The organism is Rhodococcus chondri (genome assembly GCF_036327435.1).
GTDB lineage: Bacteria > Actinomycetota > Actinomycetes > Mycobacteriales > Mycobacteriaceae > Rhodococcus > Rhodococcus chondri.
This window is the reverse complement of record NZ_JAUZMZ010000046.1, coordinates 14,791-31,868: the sequence shown is the minus strand read 5'-3', so window position 1 is coordinate 31,868 and position 17,078 is coordinate 14,791. Positions and strand designations below refer to the sequence as shown.

The following is a 17,078-nucleotide window of genomic DNA, read 5'->3' as shown; positions in this document are numbered from 1 at the left end:
GAACAGGCCACGCGAGATGCCGAGCGCGCGGACGGCGACCACCGCGACGGTGAGGTCGAGGACCGGGGGCATCTCCCACGCCCGGACGATGAGCCAGGCCGACAAACCGGCCAGCAGCAGCGCACTGCCGAGCGTCGCGACACCGGCGGCGATGGACAGCAGGACCCGTCGCGGCTCGAGTTCGAGCAGCGCCATGGCGCGGCGCAGGTCTCTCATCGCGCACCTCCCGCGTGTACGGTCACGACCCGGTCCGCGATGGCGAGCAGGCTCGGCCGGTGCGCGACGACCACGACGGTTCTGCCCGCGTGGGCGAGCCGGCGCAGCGTGCCCAGTACGGTGGACTCCGTCTTGTCGTCGAGGTGGGCGGTGGGTTCGTCCAGCAGGAGCACCGGCCGCGGCGAGGCCAGGGTGCGGGTGAGAGCGAGCCGCTGCCGTTGGCCGAGCGACAGACCGGCACCGCCGGTACCGACGACCGTGTTCCAGCGCTCGGGCAGCTCGTCGAGCACGGTGTCGAAACCGGTTGCGACGCAAATACTCTCGAGGTTCTCATCGTGGGGGTCGGCGCCGGTGAGCCGCAGGTTGTCGGAGAGGGTGCCGGGAAGCAGGACCGGATGCTGCGGCAGCCACGCCAGTCGGCTCCACCAGGTCTCGGTGCCGGCGACAGGCCGGCCGTCGACGGTGACGGTGCCCTCCGCCGGCTCAGCGAGACCGAGGATCGCCAGCAGCGCAGTGGATTTACCGGAGCCGTTGTCGCCGGTGAGCACGGTGATCTCACCCGGTCGCGCGACCGCGTCGAGCCGGTCGGGGGCATGGCCGTCCCGGGCCACGACGCTGAGGCCGTCGAGTACGAGAGTATGACCGGATCCGGAGCCGTCCCACTTTCCTGCCGTCTTCGTGCCGGCCGTCGCGCCGGGTGTACGTGGGACGGTGGCGAGGATCGCGAATGCGCGTTCGGCGGCCGCCATTCCGTCTTCGGCGGCATGGAATTTGCTGCCCACCGTGCGCAGCGGCTGGTAGGCCTCGGGCGCGAGGATCAGGGCGATGATTCCGGCTTCGAGCGGCATCCCCCCGTACACGAGGCGCATGCCGATGCTCACCGCCACCAGTGCCACCGACAGGGTTGCGAGGAACTCGAGCACCGTGCCGGACAGGAACGCGACACGCAGCGCCGACATGGTGGTGCGCCGGTGGTCGTCGCCGAGTTCACGTACCCGCGCGCCCGGTCCTTGCTCGCGGCCGAGAGCGCGCAGGGTGGGCAGTCCCGCGAGCAGGTCGAGCAGCTGCGACGACAGGGTGGTCATCGCATCGAGGGTGCGGTCCGCTTTGCCCTTCGTGAGCAGGCCGATGAGGATCATGAAAATGGGGATCAGCGGCAGGGTCACCACCACGATGACCGCGGAGGTGAGGTCGTGCAGGGCGATGACGACGATGGTGACGGGGGTGAGAGTCACCGCAAGCAGCAGGGCGGGGACATAGCCGGTGAGGTAGTCGCTCAGGCCGTCGAGACCGCGGGTCAGCACGGTGGCGATCTCGTCGCGTCGCGGGTCCAGCTCGCGCGGCGGCAGGGTCGCGGCGGCATCGAGCACTTCGTGTTCGAGCTCGGCGATAACCCTGCTCGCGGAGCGGTGGGCGTAGCGCGAATGCAGCCAGGTGAGGGCGACGCGCACCACGATCGCCGCGGCCAGCACGAGGAGTTCGCCCTGCCAGTCCCCGAGCGCCCGCGCGTCGGTGGTGATGACACCGGCGAGCACCCGTCCGATCATCAGGGCGGACAGCACCACCATCACCACGTCGAGCAGCGACGTGACGACGGTGAGCACCAGGTAGCCGCGAGCGGAGGCGGAGTACCGCCACAGCCGCGGATCGATGGGTCCCCGCCGCCGCGCTCGCGAGTCGGCGGGAACCGCGGCGGCGGGGATCGTCACTTCGCGCCCAGTTTCAGGCCGATGGACTTCGGGATGTGATCGGTGGAGATCCGCTGACGGAACACCCAGTACGTCCAGCCCTGGTAGACGAGCACGACCGGGGTCATCACCACCGCGGCCCATGTCATGACCTTCAGCGTGTACGCGCTCGACGATGCGTTCTCGATGGTCAGCGACCATGCGGGATCGAGGGTCGAGGGCATGACGTTGGGGAACAGCGACGCGAACAGCAGCACGATGGTCGCCGCGATCGCGACGGTGGTGAACACGAAGGCCCAGCCTTCCCGTTCGACGGAGGTCAGTGCGACGACCGCGAGAAGCGCTGCCGCCGCGGCGATCACGAGAATCCAGGTCCAGCCCTTGCCGTAGGCGAGCTGGGTCCACAGCACGAACGATCCTGCGACGACCACCGTCGGGATCGCGAGCCTGCGCGCGAGTGCGACCGCGTCGCGACGGACCTCGCCGGAGGTCTTGAGCGCGAGGAAGACTGCGCCGTGCAGTGCGAAGACGAGTGCGGTGGTGATGCCGCCGTGCAGTGCGTACGGGTTGAGCAGGTCGAAGAAGCCGCCGATGTACTTCTTGTCGGCGTTGATCGCGACACCGCGGACGATGTTCGCGAACGCCACGCCCCACAGCACCGCGGGCACCCACGAACCGAAGATGATGCCCATGTCGCAGCGACGCCGCCACTTGGGATCATCGATCTTGCCACGCCATTCGATGGCGCACACGCGCACGATCAACGCCAGCAGGATCAACAGCAGCGGCAGATAGAACCCGGAGAAGAGGGTGGCGTACCACTCGGGGAATGCGGCGAACAGTGCGCCGCCGGCGGTGATGAGCCACACTTCGTTGCCGTCCCACACCGGGCCGATGGTGTTGAGCAGAACTCGCCTGCGGGTGTCCGCGACCTCGCCTCGGCCGCGGCCGAGGATCGGCATGTGCATGCCGACACCGAAGTCGAAGCCTTCGAGGACGAAGTAGCCGGTGAACAGCACCGCGATCAGGATGAACCAGACTTCTTGAAGTCCCATGACCGATCTCCTAGTACGCGAAGGACAGTTGTTTGGGCTGCCCGGTGTCGCCGGGTTCGTCGTCGTCGTGCTCGCCCGGCGGTTGCGCGTCGTGCGACAGCGGTCCCTGCATGGCGTACTTGCGGATGAGCCAGAACCACACGACGCCGAGCGCCGCGTAGACGACGGTGAACGCGATCAGCGAGACGAGCACGGTCGCGGGCGCGTGGTCCGAGACACCCTGGTCGACGGTCAGCCGGATCATGTCCACCCCGGTCGGGTTGGGATGCACCACCCACGGCTGCCGGCCCATTTCGGTGAAGATCCATCCGGCGCTGTTCGCGAGAAACGGGGTGGGAATCGCCGCGATGGCGAGCCATCCGAACCATTTCTGGTCGGGGACACGTCCACGACGGGTGACCCACAGTCCGGCGAGGGCGAGCGCTGCGGAGCCGGCGGCGAGGCCGATCATCGCGCGGAACGACCAGTAGGTGACGAACAGGTTCGGCTTGTAGTTGCCGGGACCGAACTGCTCCTCGTACTGGGCCTGCAGGTCCTCGACGCCCTGCAACGTCACGCCGCTGAGCTTCCCCTCGGCGAGGTACGACAGGACGTACGGCATGTCGAGGACGTGGGTGACGCCGTCGCAGTCGTTGTGGGTACCGATGGTGAGAATGGAGAAGTTCGGGTCGGTTTCGGTGTGGCACAGCGATTCTGCCGAAGCCATCTTCATGGGCTGCTGCTCGAACATGAGCTTCGCCTGCACATCTCCGGTGACGAACAACCCGATGCCCGAGATGATCATGACGAGCATGCCCATCCGCGTTGCGGGGCGGAAGAGCGTGCGGGCGTCACCCTCGAGCCGGTCGGCCTCCACCGGATCCGAGCTCCGGACGGCATTGGCGCGCCGCATGTTCCGGACCATCCACCAGCCACCGATGCCGGCGACGAAGGTCGCTGCGGTGAGGAAACCACCGGCGACGGCGTGCGGGAATGCAGCGAGCGCAGTGTTGTTGGTCAGTAGTGCCCAGATGCTGGTCAGTTCCGCGCGACCCGTTTCGGGGTTGTAGATCGCCCCCACCGGGTGCTGCATGAACGAGTTCGCGGCGATGATGAAGTAGGCCGACGCGTTGACCCCGATTGCCACCAGCCAGATCGTCGCGAGGTGAACGAGTCTCGGGAGTCTTCCCCAGCCGAAGATCCACAAGCCGAGGAAGGTCGATTCCATGAAGAAGGCGACCAGTCCCTCGAGCGCGAGCGGCGCCCCGAAGACGTCGCCGACGAAGCGCGAGTACTCGCTCCAGTTCATACCGAACTGGAATTCCTGGACGATGCCGGTCGCAACGCCCAACGCGAAGTTGATCAAGAACATCTTGCCGAAGAACTTCGTCAGGCGGTACCAGTGGTCCTTCTTGGTGACCACCCACATCGTCTGCATGATCGCGATCATCGGCGCGAGTCCGATGGTCAGCGGCACGAGGATGAAGTGATACACCGTGGTGATCCCGAACTGCCATCGGGACAGATCCAACACGTCCATTGCCACTCCGAGATGAAGCCCAGTTACAGGATCCGAATCCCGGGCGTGGGCTGCACCCCGAATTCCGGGCAAGCCGTGACCGCATACGACACGACCGCATACGAAACGACATTGTTACTACGAACGGTAGTAGCAATTGTCCGAAGTGGACAGCCACGGTGTCCACAAACACATTCCGGCGAGCCGTGATCCGCCCCTCACCGGCGCCTCAGCGGGCTGCGGCGCTCCCGGTCTCGACGAGCTTCTCGACCTCGCCGACGAGTGCCCGCGTGGCGAGCGGGTGCCCGTCGAGCGTGTGCACCCGCGCAGCCAGCGCCACACTCGACACCAGCCACACCCCGTCCGCGACGATCAGATCCGCGGGACGCAGCGCCTCGTACCGCACCGTGAAGTCGTGGTCCTCGGCGACGTCGAACAGAGCCTGCTGGGTGGTACCCGGGAGGATGCCGTGCTCCGGCGGAGGCGTCAGCAGCGTCCGGCCGCGCGCGAGCACGACCGTCGAACGCGGTCCTTCCAGCACGAAGCCCTCACTGCTCGTGTAGATCACGTCGTCCACACCGACCGATTCCGCGTGGCGCAGGGCCGCCATGTTCGTCGCATACGACAACGTCTTGACCCCCAGCAACTGCCACGGCGCCCGCTGCGCGAGGTCGACCGACGAACCGCGTTCGAGAGTGACGACCGATACGCCCTCGCGGCGGGCCTTCTCGACGCGCTCGGCCACCGGCGTCACCAACAGAAAGGCTGTGGGCCGATCGCCGCCCTCGCGACCGCGCGTGTAGACCAGTCGCAGCGCGCCTTCACGCGCGTCGCCCCACCGCTCCACCGCAAGCTCGACCGCGAGACGCCAGTCGTCCCGGTCGGGTTCGGGTAGATCCGCGGCAGCTGCGGATGCTGCCAGGCGCGCCAGATGGAGTTCGACGGCGCGAGCGCGCCCACCGCGCACCAGCAGCGTCTCGAAGACTCCGTCCCCACGCAACACCCCGAAATCGTCCGCGTGGAGAAGAGGCGCATCTGCGTCCTTCACTTCGCCGTCCAGCGTCACCAGCACCCGCTCAGCCATGGATTCCACCCTATCCACTGCAAGCCTTCCGGTTGCTTCCCCATAGACTGGTGTCGTGACCGAGTTTCCGATCGCGTCCGACAGCCCGTTGCTCGCCCTCCCGGACGCCGTCGCGTCAGTCCCCGGCAGTCCCGACGAAGGCCTTCCCTGGCACTACGGCGATCCCCTCGGAGAGCAGCGCGCCGCAGTGGACGATGCAGCCGTCGTCGATCGATCGACACGCTTCGTCATCGCGATCACCGGCGAAGAACGCCTCAGCTGGCTGCACACGATTTCGAGCCAGCACGTCGCGATGCTCCCCGACGGCACCTCGGCCGAGAACCTGAGTCTCGACCTCAACGGCCGCGTCGAGGACCATTTCGTCCAGACCGACCTCGACGGCGTCACCTGGATCGACACCGAACCGAATCGCGGCACCGCGCTTCTCGGTTTCCTCACCAAAATGGTGTTCTGGGCGAAGGCCGAGCCCCGCGACGGCAACGAACTCGCGATGCTGAGCCTGCTCGGACCGCGCACCGCCGACCCCGGGATTCCCGCCGCCCTCGGACTCGACGTACTGCCCACCGAGCCGTACGCCGCCGTCGCCCTCCCCGGTGGGGGATTCGTGCGGCGGATGCCGTGGCCCACCGATCACGCATACGACCTGCTGGTGCCTCGCGAGAAGCTCACCGAGGTCTTCACCGCGCTCACCGCCGCAGGTGCCCGTGCGGCGGGTACGTGGGCGTTCGAGGCGCTGCGCGTGGCCGCAGTACGGCCCCGTCTCGGTCTCGACACCGATGAGCGCACCATTCCCCACGAAGCGAGGTGGATCGGCGGCCCGGCCGAACACGGCGCCGTGCACCTCGACAAGGGCTGCTACCGCGGCCAGGAGACCGTGGCGCGAGTCCACAACCTCGGCAAACCCCCACGTCACCTGGTACTGCTGCACCTCGACGGCTCGGCGGACGGCCGGCCCGAACCCGGAGAGCCGGTCACCGCGGGCGGACGCACCGTGGGACGTCTGGGCACCGTCATCGACCACTACGAGCTGGGCCCGATCGCACTGGCCCTGATCAAACGCACCATCACCCCCGAGACCCCGCTCGTCGCCGGCCCGTGCGCCGCCGCGATCGACCCGGACTCGGTGCCACAGGAGAACGGGGTGCAGGCGGGCCGTCAGGCCATCGAGCGATTGCGGGGACGGTGAACGCCGGCTCGCCCGGCGGCCGGACGACCTCCGGCCGGGTCGACGCCGTGTGCGTCGTGCACGCGCTGCGCGACAGCGGCACCCGCCGAGTGCCGACGACCGGTATCGACAAGCGGCCCGTGACCGGGCCCGTGCACGTCGGGCGGCTCGGGCTCGACGGCGATCGGCAGTGCGACACCGCCCACCACGGGGGCCGGTTCAAAGCCGTCTACGCGTACGACGCGGACGAAGCGCAACGGTGGGCTCACGAACTGGGTCGAGACCTGCCGGCCGGCTGGTTCGGGGAAAACCTGCGGGTCTCCGGTCTCCCGGTCACCGACGCGGTCATCGGTGAACGCTGGCGCGTCGGCGAGCAGGGTCTGCTGCTCGAGGTGACCGGTCCGCGCACGCCGTGTGGCACGTTCGGGGTGTGGTCGGGTGAGCCGGGCTGGGTCAAGCGGTTCGCGGCCCGGGGCGACACCGGCGCCTACCTGAAGGTGCTCACCGAGGGGCCCGTGCGGGCGGGCGACACGATCACCGTCGAGGACGTACCCGGTCACGGAGTCACCGTGCGGGACCTGTTCACCGGACGCGACCCCGAGCGCATCGCGGTCATGCTCGAGCAGCAGGACGACCTGTCGCCCAGCGTCGTCGACAAGGCGCGCCGGCGGGTCGACGGACGAAAGGTGAAGGTGGAGTATTGAGCGTCGAACTGGTCGAAGTGGTGCGCTCGGGATTCCGCGAGTGCGTGCATCGAGGATCGTTGATCGTCCTCGACTCGGAGGGTGAGGTGCTGGTCTCGCTCGGCGAGGTGCACACCCCGATCTACCCGCGGTCGTCCAACAAGCCCCTACAGGCCACGGCGCTGCTCCGGAACGGGTTCGCGCCGCGCACCACGGCGGAACTGGCCATTGCGACCGCGTCGCACGAGGGCGAATCCGATCACGTCGAACTCGTGGAGAGCCTGCTCGCCGAGTACGGCTTCGACGAGAGTGATCTGCAGTGCCCTGCCGATCTGCCGGGCAACGAAGTCGCCCGCGCCGAGGTCCTCGCTGCCGGCCGGGTCCCGCGCCCCGCGTACATGAACTGCTCCGGTAAGCACGCCGCGATGCTGGCAACCTGCACCGTCAACGACTGGGACCCCTCCGGGTACCTCGACTCGGCGCACCCGCTGCAGGAGGCCGTCGTCGACGCGATCCTCGAACTCACCGGCGAGATCGAGGACACCGATCTCGGCATCGACGGATGCGGCCTGCCGATCGTTCCGGTTCCGCTGTTCAATCTCGCGCGCGCCTACTCGCGTCTGGTCACTTCCGAGCCCGACACCCCGGAACGCGCGGTCGCCGACGCGATCCGAGAGCATCCGTATCTGATCTCCGGCGCGGACAAGGACGACTTCCGGCTCATGAGCGCAGTGCCGGGATTGCTGTGCAAGGCCGGAGCCGACGGCGTCCACGCCGGCGCTCTGCCCGACGGCTCGGCGTTCGCGTTCAAGATCGACGACGGAGGCGAACGCGCCCGTCTGCCGCTCACCGCCGCCGTCCTGCATCGCCTCGGTGTGACGTGGTCGGAGACTCTCGCGACCCTCGCCTCACAACCCGTGCTCGGTGGCGGAGTACGTGTCGGGACGATCCGCGCGATCCCGGGGGTGTTCTGAAGGGCACATTCGGGTAGATCAAAGTCGGCATTCCCGCAGGTCGTGTGACGGTGAGACGTAACGGACACGGCTGTAGACGGGTGTGTGGAGGCGGAACCGAGTTTTCCACGCTAAAGTGGGCCCCAGGAAAATACTCAACTCACCGGGGCCGCCAAATTTCCCCAGGCCGCCCCGTCAAAGCGCGAGGGGGTTAGCCATGGGCCGCGGCCGGGCTAAGGCAAAGCAGACCAAGGTTGCACGGCAACTCAAGTACAGCTCGCCGTCCACCGACTTCGAGAGCCTCCAGCGAGAGTTGTCTGGTGGTGAACCCATCTCGCAACGGGACGAGGTCTTTGCAGACCAGCGTTCCGGCTGGGACGACGACTACGACGACGACTGGCGTCGTTGACACGAAACCCCCATTAGCGGAGGGGGAGCCGAATCATCGGCTCCCCCTCTGCTAATGGTGTAGCCGGACCACCATGTGCTGTCCGGTCCACACAACAACGCCGTCGGAACACAGCACCATCGAACAACGACACAGCATCGTCGAAAGACACAGCACCGTCGAAGACACAGAGCCGGCTACCTCACTCCCTGGTGCGAGGTAGCCGGCTCTGTTCTGTGCCCGACGGCACTCTAGAAGCGGGGGTGCTCTCCGAGGAGCAGCGCGCGCTCGTCGACGGAATCCTGGGACTTACGGACACTGCCGAGGGTCCAGCAGTCGATGTGGCGTGCGGTGAGCACGGCCAGCGCCCGATCGACGTCCTCGGGCGCGACGATCGCGACCATACCGACGCCCATGTTGAACGTCTTCTCCATCTCCGCGCGCTCGACACGGCCCCGCTGGGCGATGAGCCCGAACACGGGAGCGGGGCTCCACGTGGCGCGGTCGAGCTCCGCCACGAGACCCTTCGGCATCACGCGCGCCAGGTTCGCGGCGAGTCCGCCGCCGGTGACGTGGCAGAACGTGCGCACCTCGGTTTCCGCGGCCAGCGCGAGGCAATCCTTCGCGTAGATCTTCGTCGGTTCGAGCAGTTCCTCACCGAGGGTGCGGCTGAACTCGTCGACGTGCGCGGTCAGGCTCATCTTGCCGATGTCGAGCAGCACCTTGCGCGCAAGCGAATATCCGTTGGAATGCAGGCCCGACGAACCCATGCCGATGACGACGTCTCCGGGACGGACACGGTCCGGGCCCAGGAGCTTGTCTGCCTCGACGACGCCGATACCGGTCGCCGAAAGGTCGTAGTCGCCGTCCGACATCACGCCCGGATGCTCGGCGGTCTCGCCACCGAGCAGCGCGCACCCGGCCTGCACACAGCCCTCGGCGATGCCGGAGACGATCTCCGCGACACGCTCGGGCACGACCCGTCCGACCGCGATGTAGTCCTGCAGGAACAGCGGTTCGGCGCCACACACCACGAGATCGTCGACGACCATCGCCACCAGATCGAGACCGACGGTGTCGTGCTTGTCCAGGGCCTGCGCGACCGCAAGCTTCGTGCCGACACCGTCGGTCGAGGCCGCGAGAAGGGGCTCCTTGTAGTCGTGCTTGAGCGCGAACAGGCCGGCGAAACCACCGAGACCGCCGAGCACCTCCGGGCGGGTGGCCCTCTTCGCGTGCGGGGCGAACAGTTCGACGGCCCGGTCGCCGGCCTCGATGTCCACGCCTGCCGCTGCGTAGGAAGCTCCGGGGGTTGTCTCCTCGGTCATGAGTAGTCGGCTCCAGCCTTCGAGTTGTGATATTTGGGAGATGGGCCGGTCCGGCGTCGAGCATGCATACACACGCCGAACAGGGCCGACCGCGCACTTACGGTACCCGACCAGTTTCTACGGACGGCTCAGAACGTCGGCGTTGTCGTTGTCCAGGACCGTCGGGGTCCGCGACTCGGTGTCGACGACACCCTCGAGGGGCGCCTTGCCGATGTCGTGCGTTTTGGGCAGTGCGATCGGGTAGTGCCCGTCGAAACACGCGGCGCACAGGCGCGACGCGGGCTGCTCGGTAGCGGCGATCATACCGTCGGTCGAGATGTAGCCGAGCGAATCCGCGCCGATGGACCGGCGCACCATTTCGACCATCTGGTCGTAATCGTGCTCGTCTTCGATCGTGTCGTGCATGCCGCCACCGTTGGCGATGAGCTCGGTGGGCGAGGCGAAGTCGATCCCGTAGAAGCACGGCCACTTGACCGGCGACGATGCGATACGGACGTGGATCTCGAGGGCGCCCGCCTCCCGCAGCATGCGGATCAGCGCGCGCTGGGTGTTGCCCCGCACGATGGAATCGTCGACGACGACGAGCCGCTTGCCGCGGATCACCTCGCGGAGCGGGTTGAGCTTGAGCCTGATGCCCAGCTGCCGGATCGTCTGGCTGGGCTGGATGAACGTGCGGCCCACATAGGCGTTCTTCATCAGGCCCTGGCCGTACGGTATGCCGGAGCCCTGCGCATACCCGACCGCGGCCGGAGTGCCGGATTCCGGAACAGGAATGACCAGGTCGCCGTCGACGGGGTGTTCCTTGGCGAGGCGCCGACCGATCTCGACGCGGGTGGCGTGCACCGACCGGCCGGCGATCGTCGAATCGGGACGGGCCAGGTAGACGTACTCGAACACGCAGCCCTTGGGTTCGGGCGCCGCGAAACGGGACGAGCGGACGCCGTCGGCATCGATGGCGAGCAGTTCCCCGGGCTCGATGTCGCGGACGAACGACGCACCGACGATGTCGAGGGCCGCCGTTTCGCTGGCCACCACCCAGCCGCGGTCGAGCCGTCCCAGACACAGGGGCCGGATGCCCCACGGATCGCGGGCCGCGTAGAGGGTGTGCTCGTCCATGAACGTCAGGCAGAAAGCGCCCCGCAACGTGGGCAGCAGCTTCATCGCGGCCTGCTCGATCGTGCTGTCGTCGGCTGCGTGGGCCAGGAGAGCACCGATGGTGTCCGAATCGGAGTTCGCGGCGCCCGGGCGCGAGGGATCCAGCACCCCGAGCTCACGTCCGCGGTCGGCGAGTTCGGCCGTGTTGACGAGGTTGCCGTTGTGGCCGAGCGCGATGCCCGAACCGGCGGCGGTGGTGCGGAAGATCGGCTGCGCGTTCTCCCACGTGGTCGAGCCGGTGGTCGAATAGCGGCAGTGACCGACGGCGATGTGACCGGGCATCGCGGCGAGCGTCTGCTCGTCGAACACCTGGCTCACGAGCCCGAGATCTTTGAAGACGAGCACCTGCGAACCGTCGGCGACCGCGATACCGGCCGCCTCCTGCCCACGGTGCTGCAACGCATAGAGGCCGTAGTACGTGAGCTTTGCCACGTCCTCACCGGGAGCCCATACACCGAACACTCCGCACTCCTCGCGCGGCTCGTTTTCGGGTTCGTCTGAGGCGAGAAGATTGCGTGTGTGAACCGACAGATCGGCACTGGTCACGGAGGTGCTCCCTGGGGATGGACAAAAGCGGGGCTCCCCTATTCTACGGGTCGCGCCGAGACGCCTTCGACCACCTCACCAACGCGGCCGGCCGGACCGCACACCGGCACGTCGCGAGTAGACGAACGTCACATCCGAAAAGACGCGGCGGGAGCCTTACAGACGCAACAGCGGTAACCAGTGGGCGAGTTCACCGGTCCTGCTGCCGGAGGCCTCCACCGCCCCCGACGAGACCGCGTCCTCGAAACCGAGTCGGCCGGTGACGAGACGGAGCCACGTGAGCGGGTCGGTTTCGACGACATTGGGCGGCGTCCCCCGCGTGTGACGCGGTCCCTCGATGCACTGCACCGCCACGAACGGCGGGATACGCACCTCGACGCTCGAGCCGGGCGCGATCTGCTCGAGGGTGCGGGCGCTCGACCGGACCGCGGCGGCGAGATCGGTGCGCGGCGGCTTGTCGTCGGCGTCACCGCAGACCCACGGCACGACGCGCCGGAGTGCATCGCGAAGTTCTGCGGGATCGACGGGTTTGCGTGGTGCCATGATCGAGGCAGCCTATCGGTGCTCCGGAACCCGACCACGCGAAGCCCGCCCGTCCGCACCCCGACCCCGCGAGGTCGCGATCCGCACGGCGACCGCTCCCCCGACGTTGACCGCCAGGTGTGCCAGCATCGGCGCGACGACGCTGCCGCTGGCGCGGCGCAGTCGATCGAACCCCAGGGCGGCCAGTGCGGTCACCGCGACCGTGCCGAGCACACTGTCCCCGGCAGTACGGGCCGGACGCACGTGCCACAGCCCGAAGGCAGCGGCATGGACGACCGGGCTCACCAGAGGAGTCAGCACCCCGCGGAACAGCAGTTCCTCGGCGAGCACGGTCCCGATCGGGATGTGCACCCATACCCACGCGTGGAAATCGTCGCGATTCCCGCCTGTGGCGTCGGCGAACCTGGTGTGCGCCCCGGGGACGGCGAGGGCCACGGCATAGCCCGCAAGTGTCGCTGCCGCCGCGGCACCACCCCATCGCAACCCCGCGGGCACACGCGACGGCTCCAGTCCGAGTTCTGTTCGGTTCATCCCGGAGGCGCGGGCGGCGACGACCGCGCACAACCCCACCCCGGCCGACACCCACGTACGTCCGTGCGCGCCGCCGAACCCCACGCGCGGCAGCGCCGCACCCCACAGCACCGCAGCCGCTGCGACGGCCGGCCCGGCAAGCGGATACCGGGTCATTTCTCCGGCCCCTCGGATCCGCGGAGAGCATGCAACGTCGCCCGGACCCGTTCGGTGTCGGTGTCGGTCCAGCCTTCGGGACCGGCCACGGCGACCCACCCGTCGAGCACCGTCGTCCCGTAGTTGTGGCCGTGCCCGTCGGGTACGACGGCGGCATTGGTCAGGTCGGCGGAGACCTGCCAGAACGTGACCATCGGGAACCAGCGCATCTGCGGCAGTCGGTCCGGCCCGGGTGGTTCGGACAACCAGTCGGGACGGCGCAGCAGCAGATCCGGCGACCACCACACGACGGGATCGGATGCGTGCTGGAGGTACAGCACGCGGGGGGACAACCACGGAGTGGGCGGGTGGGCTATGTCTTCCTTGCGATCCGCGAAGCGAACGACGAGACCGTCGGAGTAGACGGGCGCGACCTCCGTGGTGCCGGGATCCCGGCGTTCGACGATCTGCCGCCACAGCCGGTTCGAGTTCGGCGGACCGACCCACAGCACACCGTCGACGGTGGAGCGGATCTCGGCGAGGCTGTCGAATGTGCCCTCCCCCGACTGGGTACCGAGGCTCTCGCCGTACACGTACAGCTTCGGCCGGTCGTTCTCGGGCAACTGCGACCACCGCTCGTGCACCCGGTCGACCAGCAACTCCCCCGCGTCGGCCGCCTTCCCGCGGTCGGCGAGGAACGAGATCCAACTGGGTAGATACGAGTACTGCCATGCCACCATCGCGAGGTCACCGTTGTGGACGAGTTCCATCGTCTGCGCGGCGGTCGGATTGACCCATCCCGTTCCGGTGGTGGGGATCAGCACGAGCACCGACCGGTCGAACGCTCCGGTCCGCTCCAGTTCGGCAACGACGAGATCGGCGCGGGATTCGGCGGTTTCGACAGTGTCGAGCCCGACGTAGACCCGGATCGGTTCCTGCGCTTCGTCGCCGTTGATCGCGGTCAGTTCGTCGGCGTCGAGTCCGCGCGACACGAAGTTCCGGCCTTCGTATCCGAGTGTCGACCACGGGGCGAGCGATTCCGGACTGCCGGATCTTGCCGGACTCATGGGTTGCTCCGCCCCGGCGCGCGTGGCGGTGTCGTCATGAATGCTGAATGCGGAGTTGATGATTGCATACGCGCCGCGGATGAGAACCCCGTCGATGAGCATGAACGTCATCAACACCACCAACAGCAGACCGAGGGTGCGGGCCAGACCGAGCGGCATGCCCGTGCGCCGGGTCAGTTGCAGGGAGATCCACCGTCTGATGTAGCGGAGGCCGCGCCACGCGGAGATCGCCAGGGCCGCGATCGTGCCGCTCAGCAGAATCGTGCGCAGGTATCCGGGCGTAGAGGTGCCCTCGGCGGACATCAGTGCGGCGAGCTCGCGTTGCTGGTCGGCCGCGAACACGAGCGCGAGCAGCGAGGCCAGCACCGCCGCTGCCGGGACCGCCACCTTGATTGCTCGTTCGACGGGCAGCGGCGGCGGCCACCACCGCCGGCCCGACACGACGAATCTCGCAACAGCCCAACCTACGACGCAACCCACGCCGTATCCGACCGCTGCGTTGATGCCGCCGATCAGCCCCTGGAAGAGCCAATCCCGCGGCAGCAGCGACGGCGTGAGCGACCAGCAGAAGAACAGGGCCGCGAAGGCGATGCCGGCGAAATCCAGGCTCAGCCGCCCCCATACCCGCGCGGTAAGGGGGTGACGGTCACCGAAGTCGGTGACCGCGGCGATGATCTGCCCCTGCCGGGCTTCGATCACCGCCAGCCGATCGACCTGGGTGGCGGCCACAGGGCTATCCGAACAGCGCAGGCAATGTGCCCTCGTAGACCTCACGGAGTTCGCTCATCGGAACCGAGAACTGGTCCTGGACCTCGATGGAGTCGGACCCCTCGTCGACGACACCGATCCGCGTCCACGGCATCTTCCGGGCCGTGCACATGCCCGTGAACCGACTTTCCTCGGTGCGCGGCACCGCGACGAGGACACGTCCGGTGGACTCGGAGAACAACGTCACGAACGGGTCGGCGCCCTCCGGCAGCAGAATCCGGCAACCGGTCTCACCGGCGAGCGCGGCTTCGACGACGGCCTGTGCGAGACCACCCTCGGACAGGTCGTGGGCTGCGGAGATCAGGCCGTCGCGCGACCCTGCGGTGAGGATCTCCGAGAGCAGACGCTCGTGCTCGAGATCGACCTGGGGCGGCACGCCACCGAGGTGGTCGTGCTCGACCTGGGCCCAGATCGAGCCGTCGAACTCGTCGCGGGTCTCGCCCAGCAGAATCAAGGTTTCACCGGGTTCGAGACCGAGACCGGTAGGGATGCGACGGTGAACGTCGTCGATCACACCGAGTACCGCGACCACCGGGGTCGGCAGGATCGGCGTCGAACCGGTCTGGTTGTAGAAGCTGACGTTGCCGCCGGTAACCGGAATACCGAGTTGGGCACAGCCGTCGGCAAGACCGCGCACGGCCTGCTGGAACTGCCACATGACCTCGGGGTCCTCCGGCGACCCGAAGTTCAGGCAGTTGGACACGGCCTTCGGGGTAGCGCCGGTGGTCGCGACATTGCGGTAGGCCTCGGCGAGGGCGAGCTGTGCGCCCACGTACGGGTCGAGCCGGGTGTAGCGACCCGACGCGTCGGTGGACAGGGCGATACCGCGCCCGGTTTCCTCGTCGACACGGATCACGCCGGCATCGGCGCTCTCGGCGAGCACGGTGTTGCCGCGGACGTAGCGGTCGTACTGCTCGGTGATCCACTTGCGGCTGCACAGCGCGGGCGAGGCGAGCATTTTCAGCAGCGTCGCCTTTAGCTCGTCGGCAGTCTCCGGACGCTTCAGGGACGCGGTGGTGTCCGCGACCAATGCGTCCTGCGACTCGGGGCGCTGCACGGGACGCTCGTAGACCGGCCCCTCCAGCGCGACGGTGCGCGGCGGCACGTCGACCACGGTCTCACCGTGCCAGTCGATCACGAGGTGGTCGCCGTCTGTGACCTCGCCGATGACGGTGGCGAGCACGTCCCACTTCTTGCACACCGCCATGAAGGCGTCGACGTTCTCGGGCGCGACAACGGCACACATGCGTTCCTGGGACTCGGACGAGAGCACTTCGGCCGGAGTCATGCCCTTGGCGCGCATCGGGACACGTTCCAGACTGATGTGCATGCCGCCGTCACCGGCCGCGGCGAGTTCCGAGGTCGCGCACGACAGTCCGGCACCGCCGAGGTCCTGGATGCCGACGACAAGCTTGTCGCGGTAGAGGTCGAGGCAGCACTCGATGAGCACCTTCTCGGTGAACGGGTCGCCGACCTGCACGCTCGGCAGCTTCTTGGGGCGGCCGCCTTCGCTGTCGTCGAAGGTCTCGGAGGCGAGAACCGAAACGCCGCCGATACCGTCGAGTCCGGTGCGCGCACCGAACAGAATGATCTTGTTGCCCTCGCCGGACGCGAAGGCCAGATGCAGGTCTTCGACGCGCATCGCACCCGCACACAGGGCGTTGACGAGCGGATTGCCCTGGTAGGAGGCGTCGAAGACGGTCTCGCCACCGACATTGGGCAGCCCCAGCGAGTTGCCGTAGCCGCCGATACCGCGCACGACGCCGTCGACGACGCGACGGGTGTCGGGGTGGCTCGGGTCGCCGAACCGCAGCTGGTCCATGACCGCGATCGGCCGGGCGCCCATCGCCATGATGTCGCGAACGATGCCGCCGACGCCCGTCGCGGCGCCCTGGTAGGGCTCGACGTACGACGGGTGGTTGTGGGATTCGACCTTGAAAGTGACGGCCCAGCCGTCGCCGATATCGACGACACCGGCGTTCTCGCCGATGCCGGCGAGCATCGACGCGCGCATCTCGTCGGTGGTGGTCTCGCCGAAGTACCGCAGATGCACCTTCGACGACTTGTACGAGCAGTGCTCGGACCACATCACCGAGTACATCGCCAGCTCGGCGTCCGTGGGGCGCCGCCCCAGGATCTCCCTGATGCGGGCGTACTCGTCGTCCTTCAGCCCCAGCTCCCGATAGGGCTGAGCAACCTCGGGGGTTTCGGCGGCGTGGGTGACGGTATCCACGTGCGATGACACTGGGCGTCGGGTCCCTTCACTCTGGGATCGAAA

At 67.9% G+C, this 17,078-nt stretch carries 14 protein-coding genes and 1 pseudogene; 4 read left to right on the top strand and 11 right to left on the bottom strand.

All coding sequences use genetic code 11. The features are described 5' to 3' along the window. The 5 genes and pseudogenes from Q8814_RS10430 to Q8814_RS10410 form a co-directional block, all read right to left on the bottom strand. A pseudogene (locus Q8814_RS10430) lies at window positions 1–216 on the bottom strand (ABC transporter ATP-binding protein); the annotation flags it as partial. Continuing rightward, complete coding sequence (gene cydD, locus Q8814_RS10425) at window positions 213–1,925, bottom strand: thiol reductant ABC exporter subunit CydD (RefSeq protein ID WP_330151939.1); 1,713 nt, start codon at window positions 1,923–1,925, stop codon at window positions 213–215. The pseudogene Q8814_RS10430 and the gene cydD, both read right to left, overlap by 4 nt. Further along, on the bottom strand, window positions 1,922–2,959 hold the full coding sequence (gene cydB, locus Q8814_RS10420) for a cytochrome d ubiquinol oxidase subunit II (RefSeq protein ID WP_330151938.1): 1,038 nt from the start codon (window positions 2,957–2,959) through the stop codon (window positions 1,922–1,924). The genes cydD and cydB overlap by 4 nt, the downstream gene beginning before the upstream one ends. Before the next feature lie 10 nt (window positions 2,960–2,969). Then, entirely contained in the window at window positions 2,970–4,478 is a 1,509-nt protein-coding gene (locus Q8814_RS10415) for a cytochrome ubiquinol oxidase subunit I (RefSeq protein WP_330151937.1), read from the bottom strand. Window positions 4,479–4,686: 208 nt separating this feature from the next. Beyond that, window positions 4,687–5,541 carry an aminodeoxychorismate lyase gene (locus Q8814_RS10410; protein WP_330151936.1) on the bottom strand — a complete coding sequence of 285 codons (855 nt, stop codon included), beginning with the start codon at window positions 5,539–5,541 and terminating at the stop codon, window positions 4,687–4,689. 55 nt (window positions 5,542–5,596) lie between these two features. Between Q8814_RS10410 and ygfZ the strand changes: the two genes are divergently transcribed. From ygfZ to Q8814_RS10390, 4 genes are all read left to right on the top strand, one after another. Beyond that, entirely contained in the window at window positions 5,597–6,727 is a 1,131-nt protein-coding gene (gene ygfZ, locus Q8814_RS10405; protein ID WP_330151935.1) for a CAF17-like 4Fe-4S cluster assembly/insertion protein YgfZ, read from the top strand. Next, window positions 6,724–7,410 (top strand): MOSC domain-containing protein, encoded by a 687-nt coding sequence (locus Q8814_RS10400; protein WP_330151934.1) that lies wholly within the window; start codon window positions 6,724–6,726, stop codon window positions 7,408–7,410. The genes ygfZ and Q8814_RS10400 overlap by 4 nt, the downstream gene beginning before the upstream one ends. Then, window positions 7,407–8,363, top strand: coding sequence for an asparaginase (locus Q8814_RS10395; RefSeq protein ID WP_330151933.1), 957 nt, complete (start codon window positions 7,407–7,409; stop codon window positions 8,361–8,363). The genes Q8814_RS10400 and Q8814_RS10395 overlap by 4 nt, the downstream gene beginning before the upstream one ends. 196 nt (window positions 8,364–8,559) lie before the next feature. Next, window positions 8,560–8,751: a DUF3073 domain-containing protein gene (locus tag Q8814_RS10390; RefSeq protein WP_330151932.1), complete on the top strand. Its 192-nt coding sequence runs from the start codon at window positions 8,560–8,562 to the stop codon at window positions 8,749–8,751. Window positions 8,752–8,981: 230 nt separating this feature from the next. Here the strand turns inward: Q8814_RS10390 and purM are convergent, their stop codons facing one another. From purM to purL, 6 genes are all read right to left on the bottom strand, one after another. Beyond that, window positions 8,982–10,055 carry a phosphoribosylformylglycinamidine cyclo-ligase gene (purM, locus tag Q8814_RS10385; RefSeq protein ID WP_330151931.1) on the bottom strand — a complete coding sequence of 358 codons (1,074 nt, stop codon included), beginning with the start codon at window positions 10,053–10,055 and terminating at the stop codon, window positions 8,982–8,984. A 117-nt stretch (window positions 10,056–10,172) separates the two neighbouring features. Next, complete coding sequence (purF, locus tag Q8814_RS10380) at window positions 10,173–11,756, bottom strand: amidophosphoribosyltransferase (protein ID WP_330151930.1); 1,584 nt, start codon at window positions 11,754–11,756, stop codon at window positions 10,173–10,175. Window positions 11,757–11,912: 156 nt separating this feature from the next. Next, window positions 11,913–12,299, bottom strand: a complete 387-nt coding sequence (locus Q8814_RS10375; protein ID WP_330151929.1) for a sterol carrier family protein — start codon at window positions 12,297–12,299, stop codon at window positions 11,913–11,915. A gap of 12 nt (window positions 12,300–12,311) precedes the next feature. After that, window positions 12,312–12,986 carry a CPBP family intramembrane glutamic endopeptidase gene (locus Q8814_RS10370; protein WP_330151928.1) on the bottom strand — a complete coding sequence of 225 codons (675 nt, stop codon included), beginning with the start codon at window positions 12,984–12,986 and terminating at the stop codon, window positions 12,312–12,314. Next, the gene (locus Q8814_RS10365; protein ID WP_408015876.1) at window positions 12,983–14,761 is read right to left on the bottom strand and encodes an alpha/beta hydrolase; all 1,779 of its coding nucleotides are present in this window, start codon (window positions 14,759–14,761) and stop codon (window positions 12,983–12,985) included. Before Q8814_RS10365 ends, Q8814_RS10370 begins: the two co-directional genes overlap by 4 nt. 4 nt (window positions 14,762–14,765) lie before the next feature. Continuing rightward, a complete protein-coding gene (purL, locus tag Q8814_RS10360; protein WP_330151927.1) occupies window positions 14,766–17,045 on the bottom strand; it encodes a phosphoribosylformylglycinamidine synthase subunit PurL in 2,280 nt (759 codons plus the stop codon). Window positions 17,046–17,078 lie beyond the last annotated feature (33 nt).

Bases quoted from the DNA above. Each gene is read 5' to 3' on its own strand.
- cydB (WP_330151938.1), bottom strand. From the start codon at position 2,959: ATGGGACTTCAAGAAGTCTGGTTCATCCTGATCGCGGTGCTGTTCACC.
- Q8814_RS10415 (WP_330151937.1), bottom strand. From the start codon at position 4,478: ATGGACGTGTTGGATCTGTCCCGATGGCAGTTCGGGATCACCACGGTG.
- Q8814_RS10410 (WP_330151936.1), bottom strand. From the start codon at position 5,541: ATGGCTGAGCGGGTGCTGGTGACGCTGGACGGCGAAGTGAAGGACGCA.
- Q8814_RS10390 (WP_330151932.1), top strand. From the start codon at position 8,560: ATGGGCCGCGGCCGGGCTAAGGCAAAGCAGACCAAGGTTGCACGGCAA.
- purM (WP_330151931.1), bottom strand. From the start codon at position 10,055: ATGACCGAGGAGACAACCCCCGGAGCTTCCTACGCAGCGGCAGGCGTG.
- Q8814_RS10375 (WP_330151929.1), bottom strand. From the start codon at position 12,299: ATGGCACCACGCAAACCCGTCGATCCCGCAGAACTTCGCGATGCACTC.
- Q8814_RS10370 (WP_330151928.1), bottom strand. From the start codon at position 12,986: ATGACCCGGTATCCGCTTGCCGGGCCGGCCGTCGCAGCGGCTGCGGTG.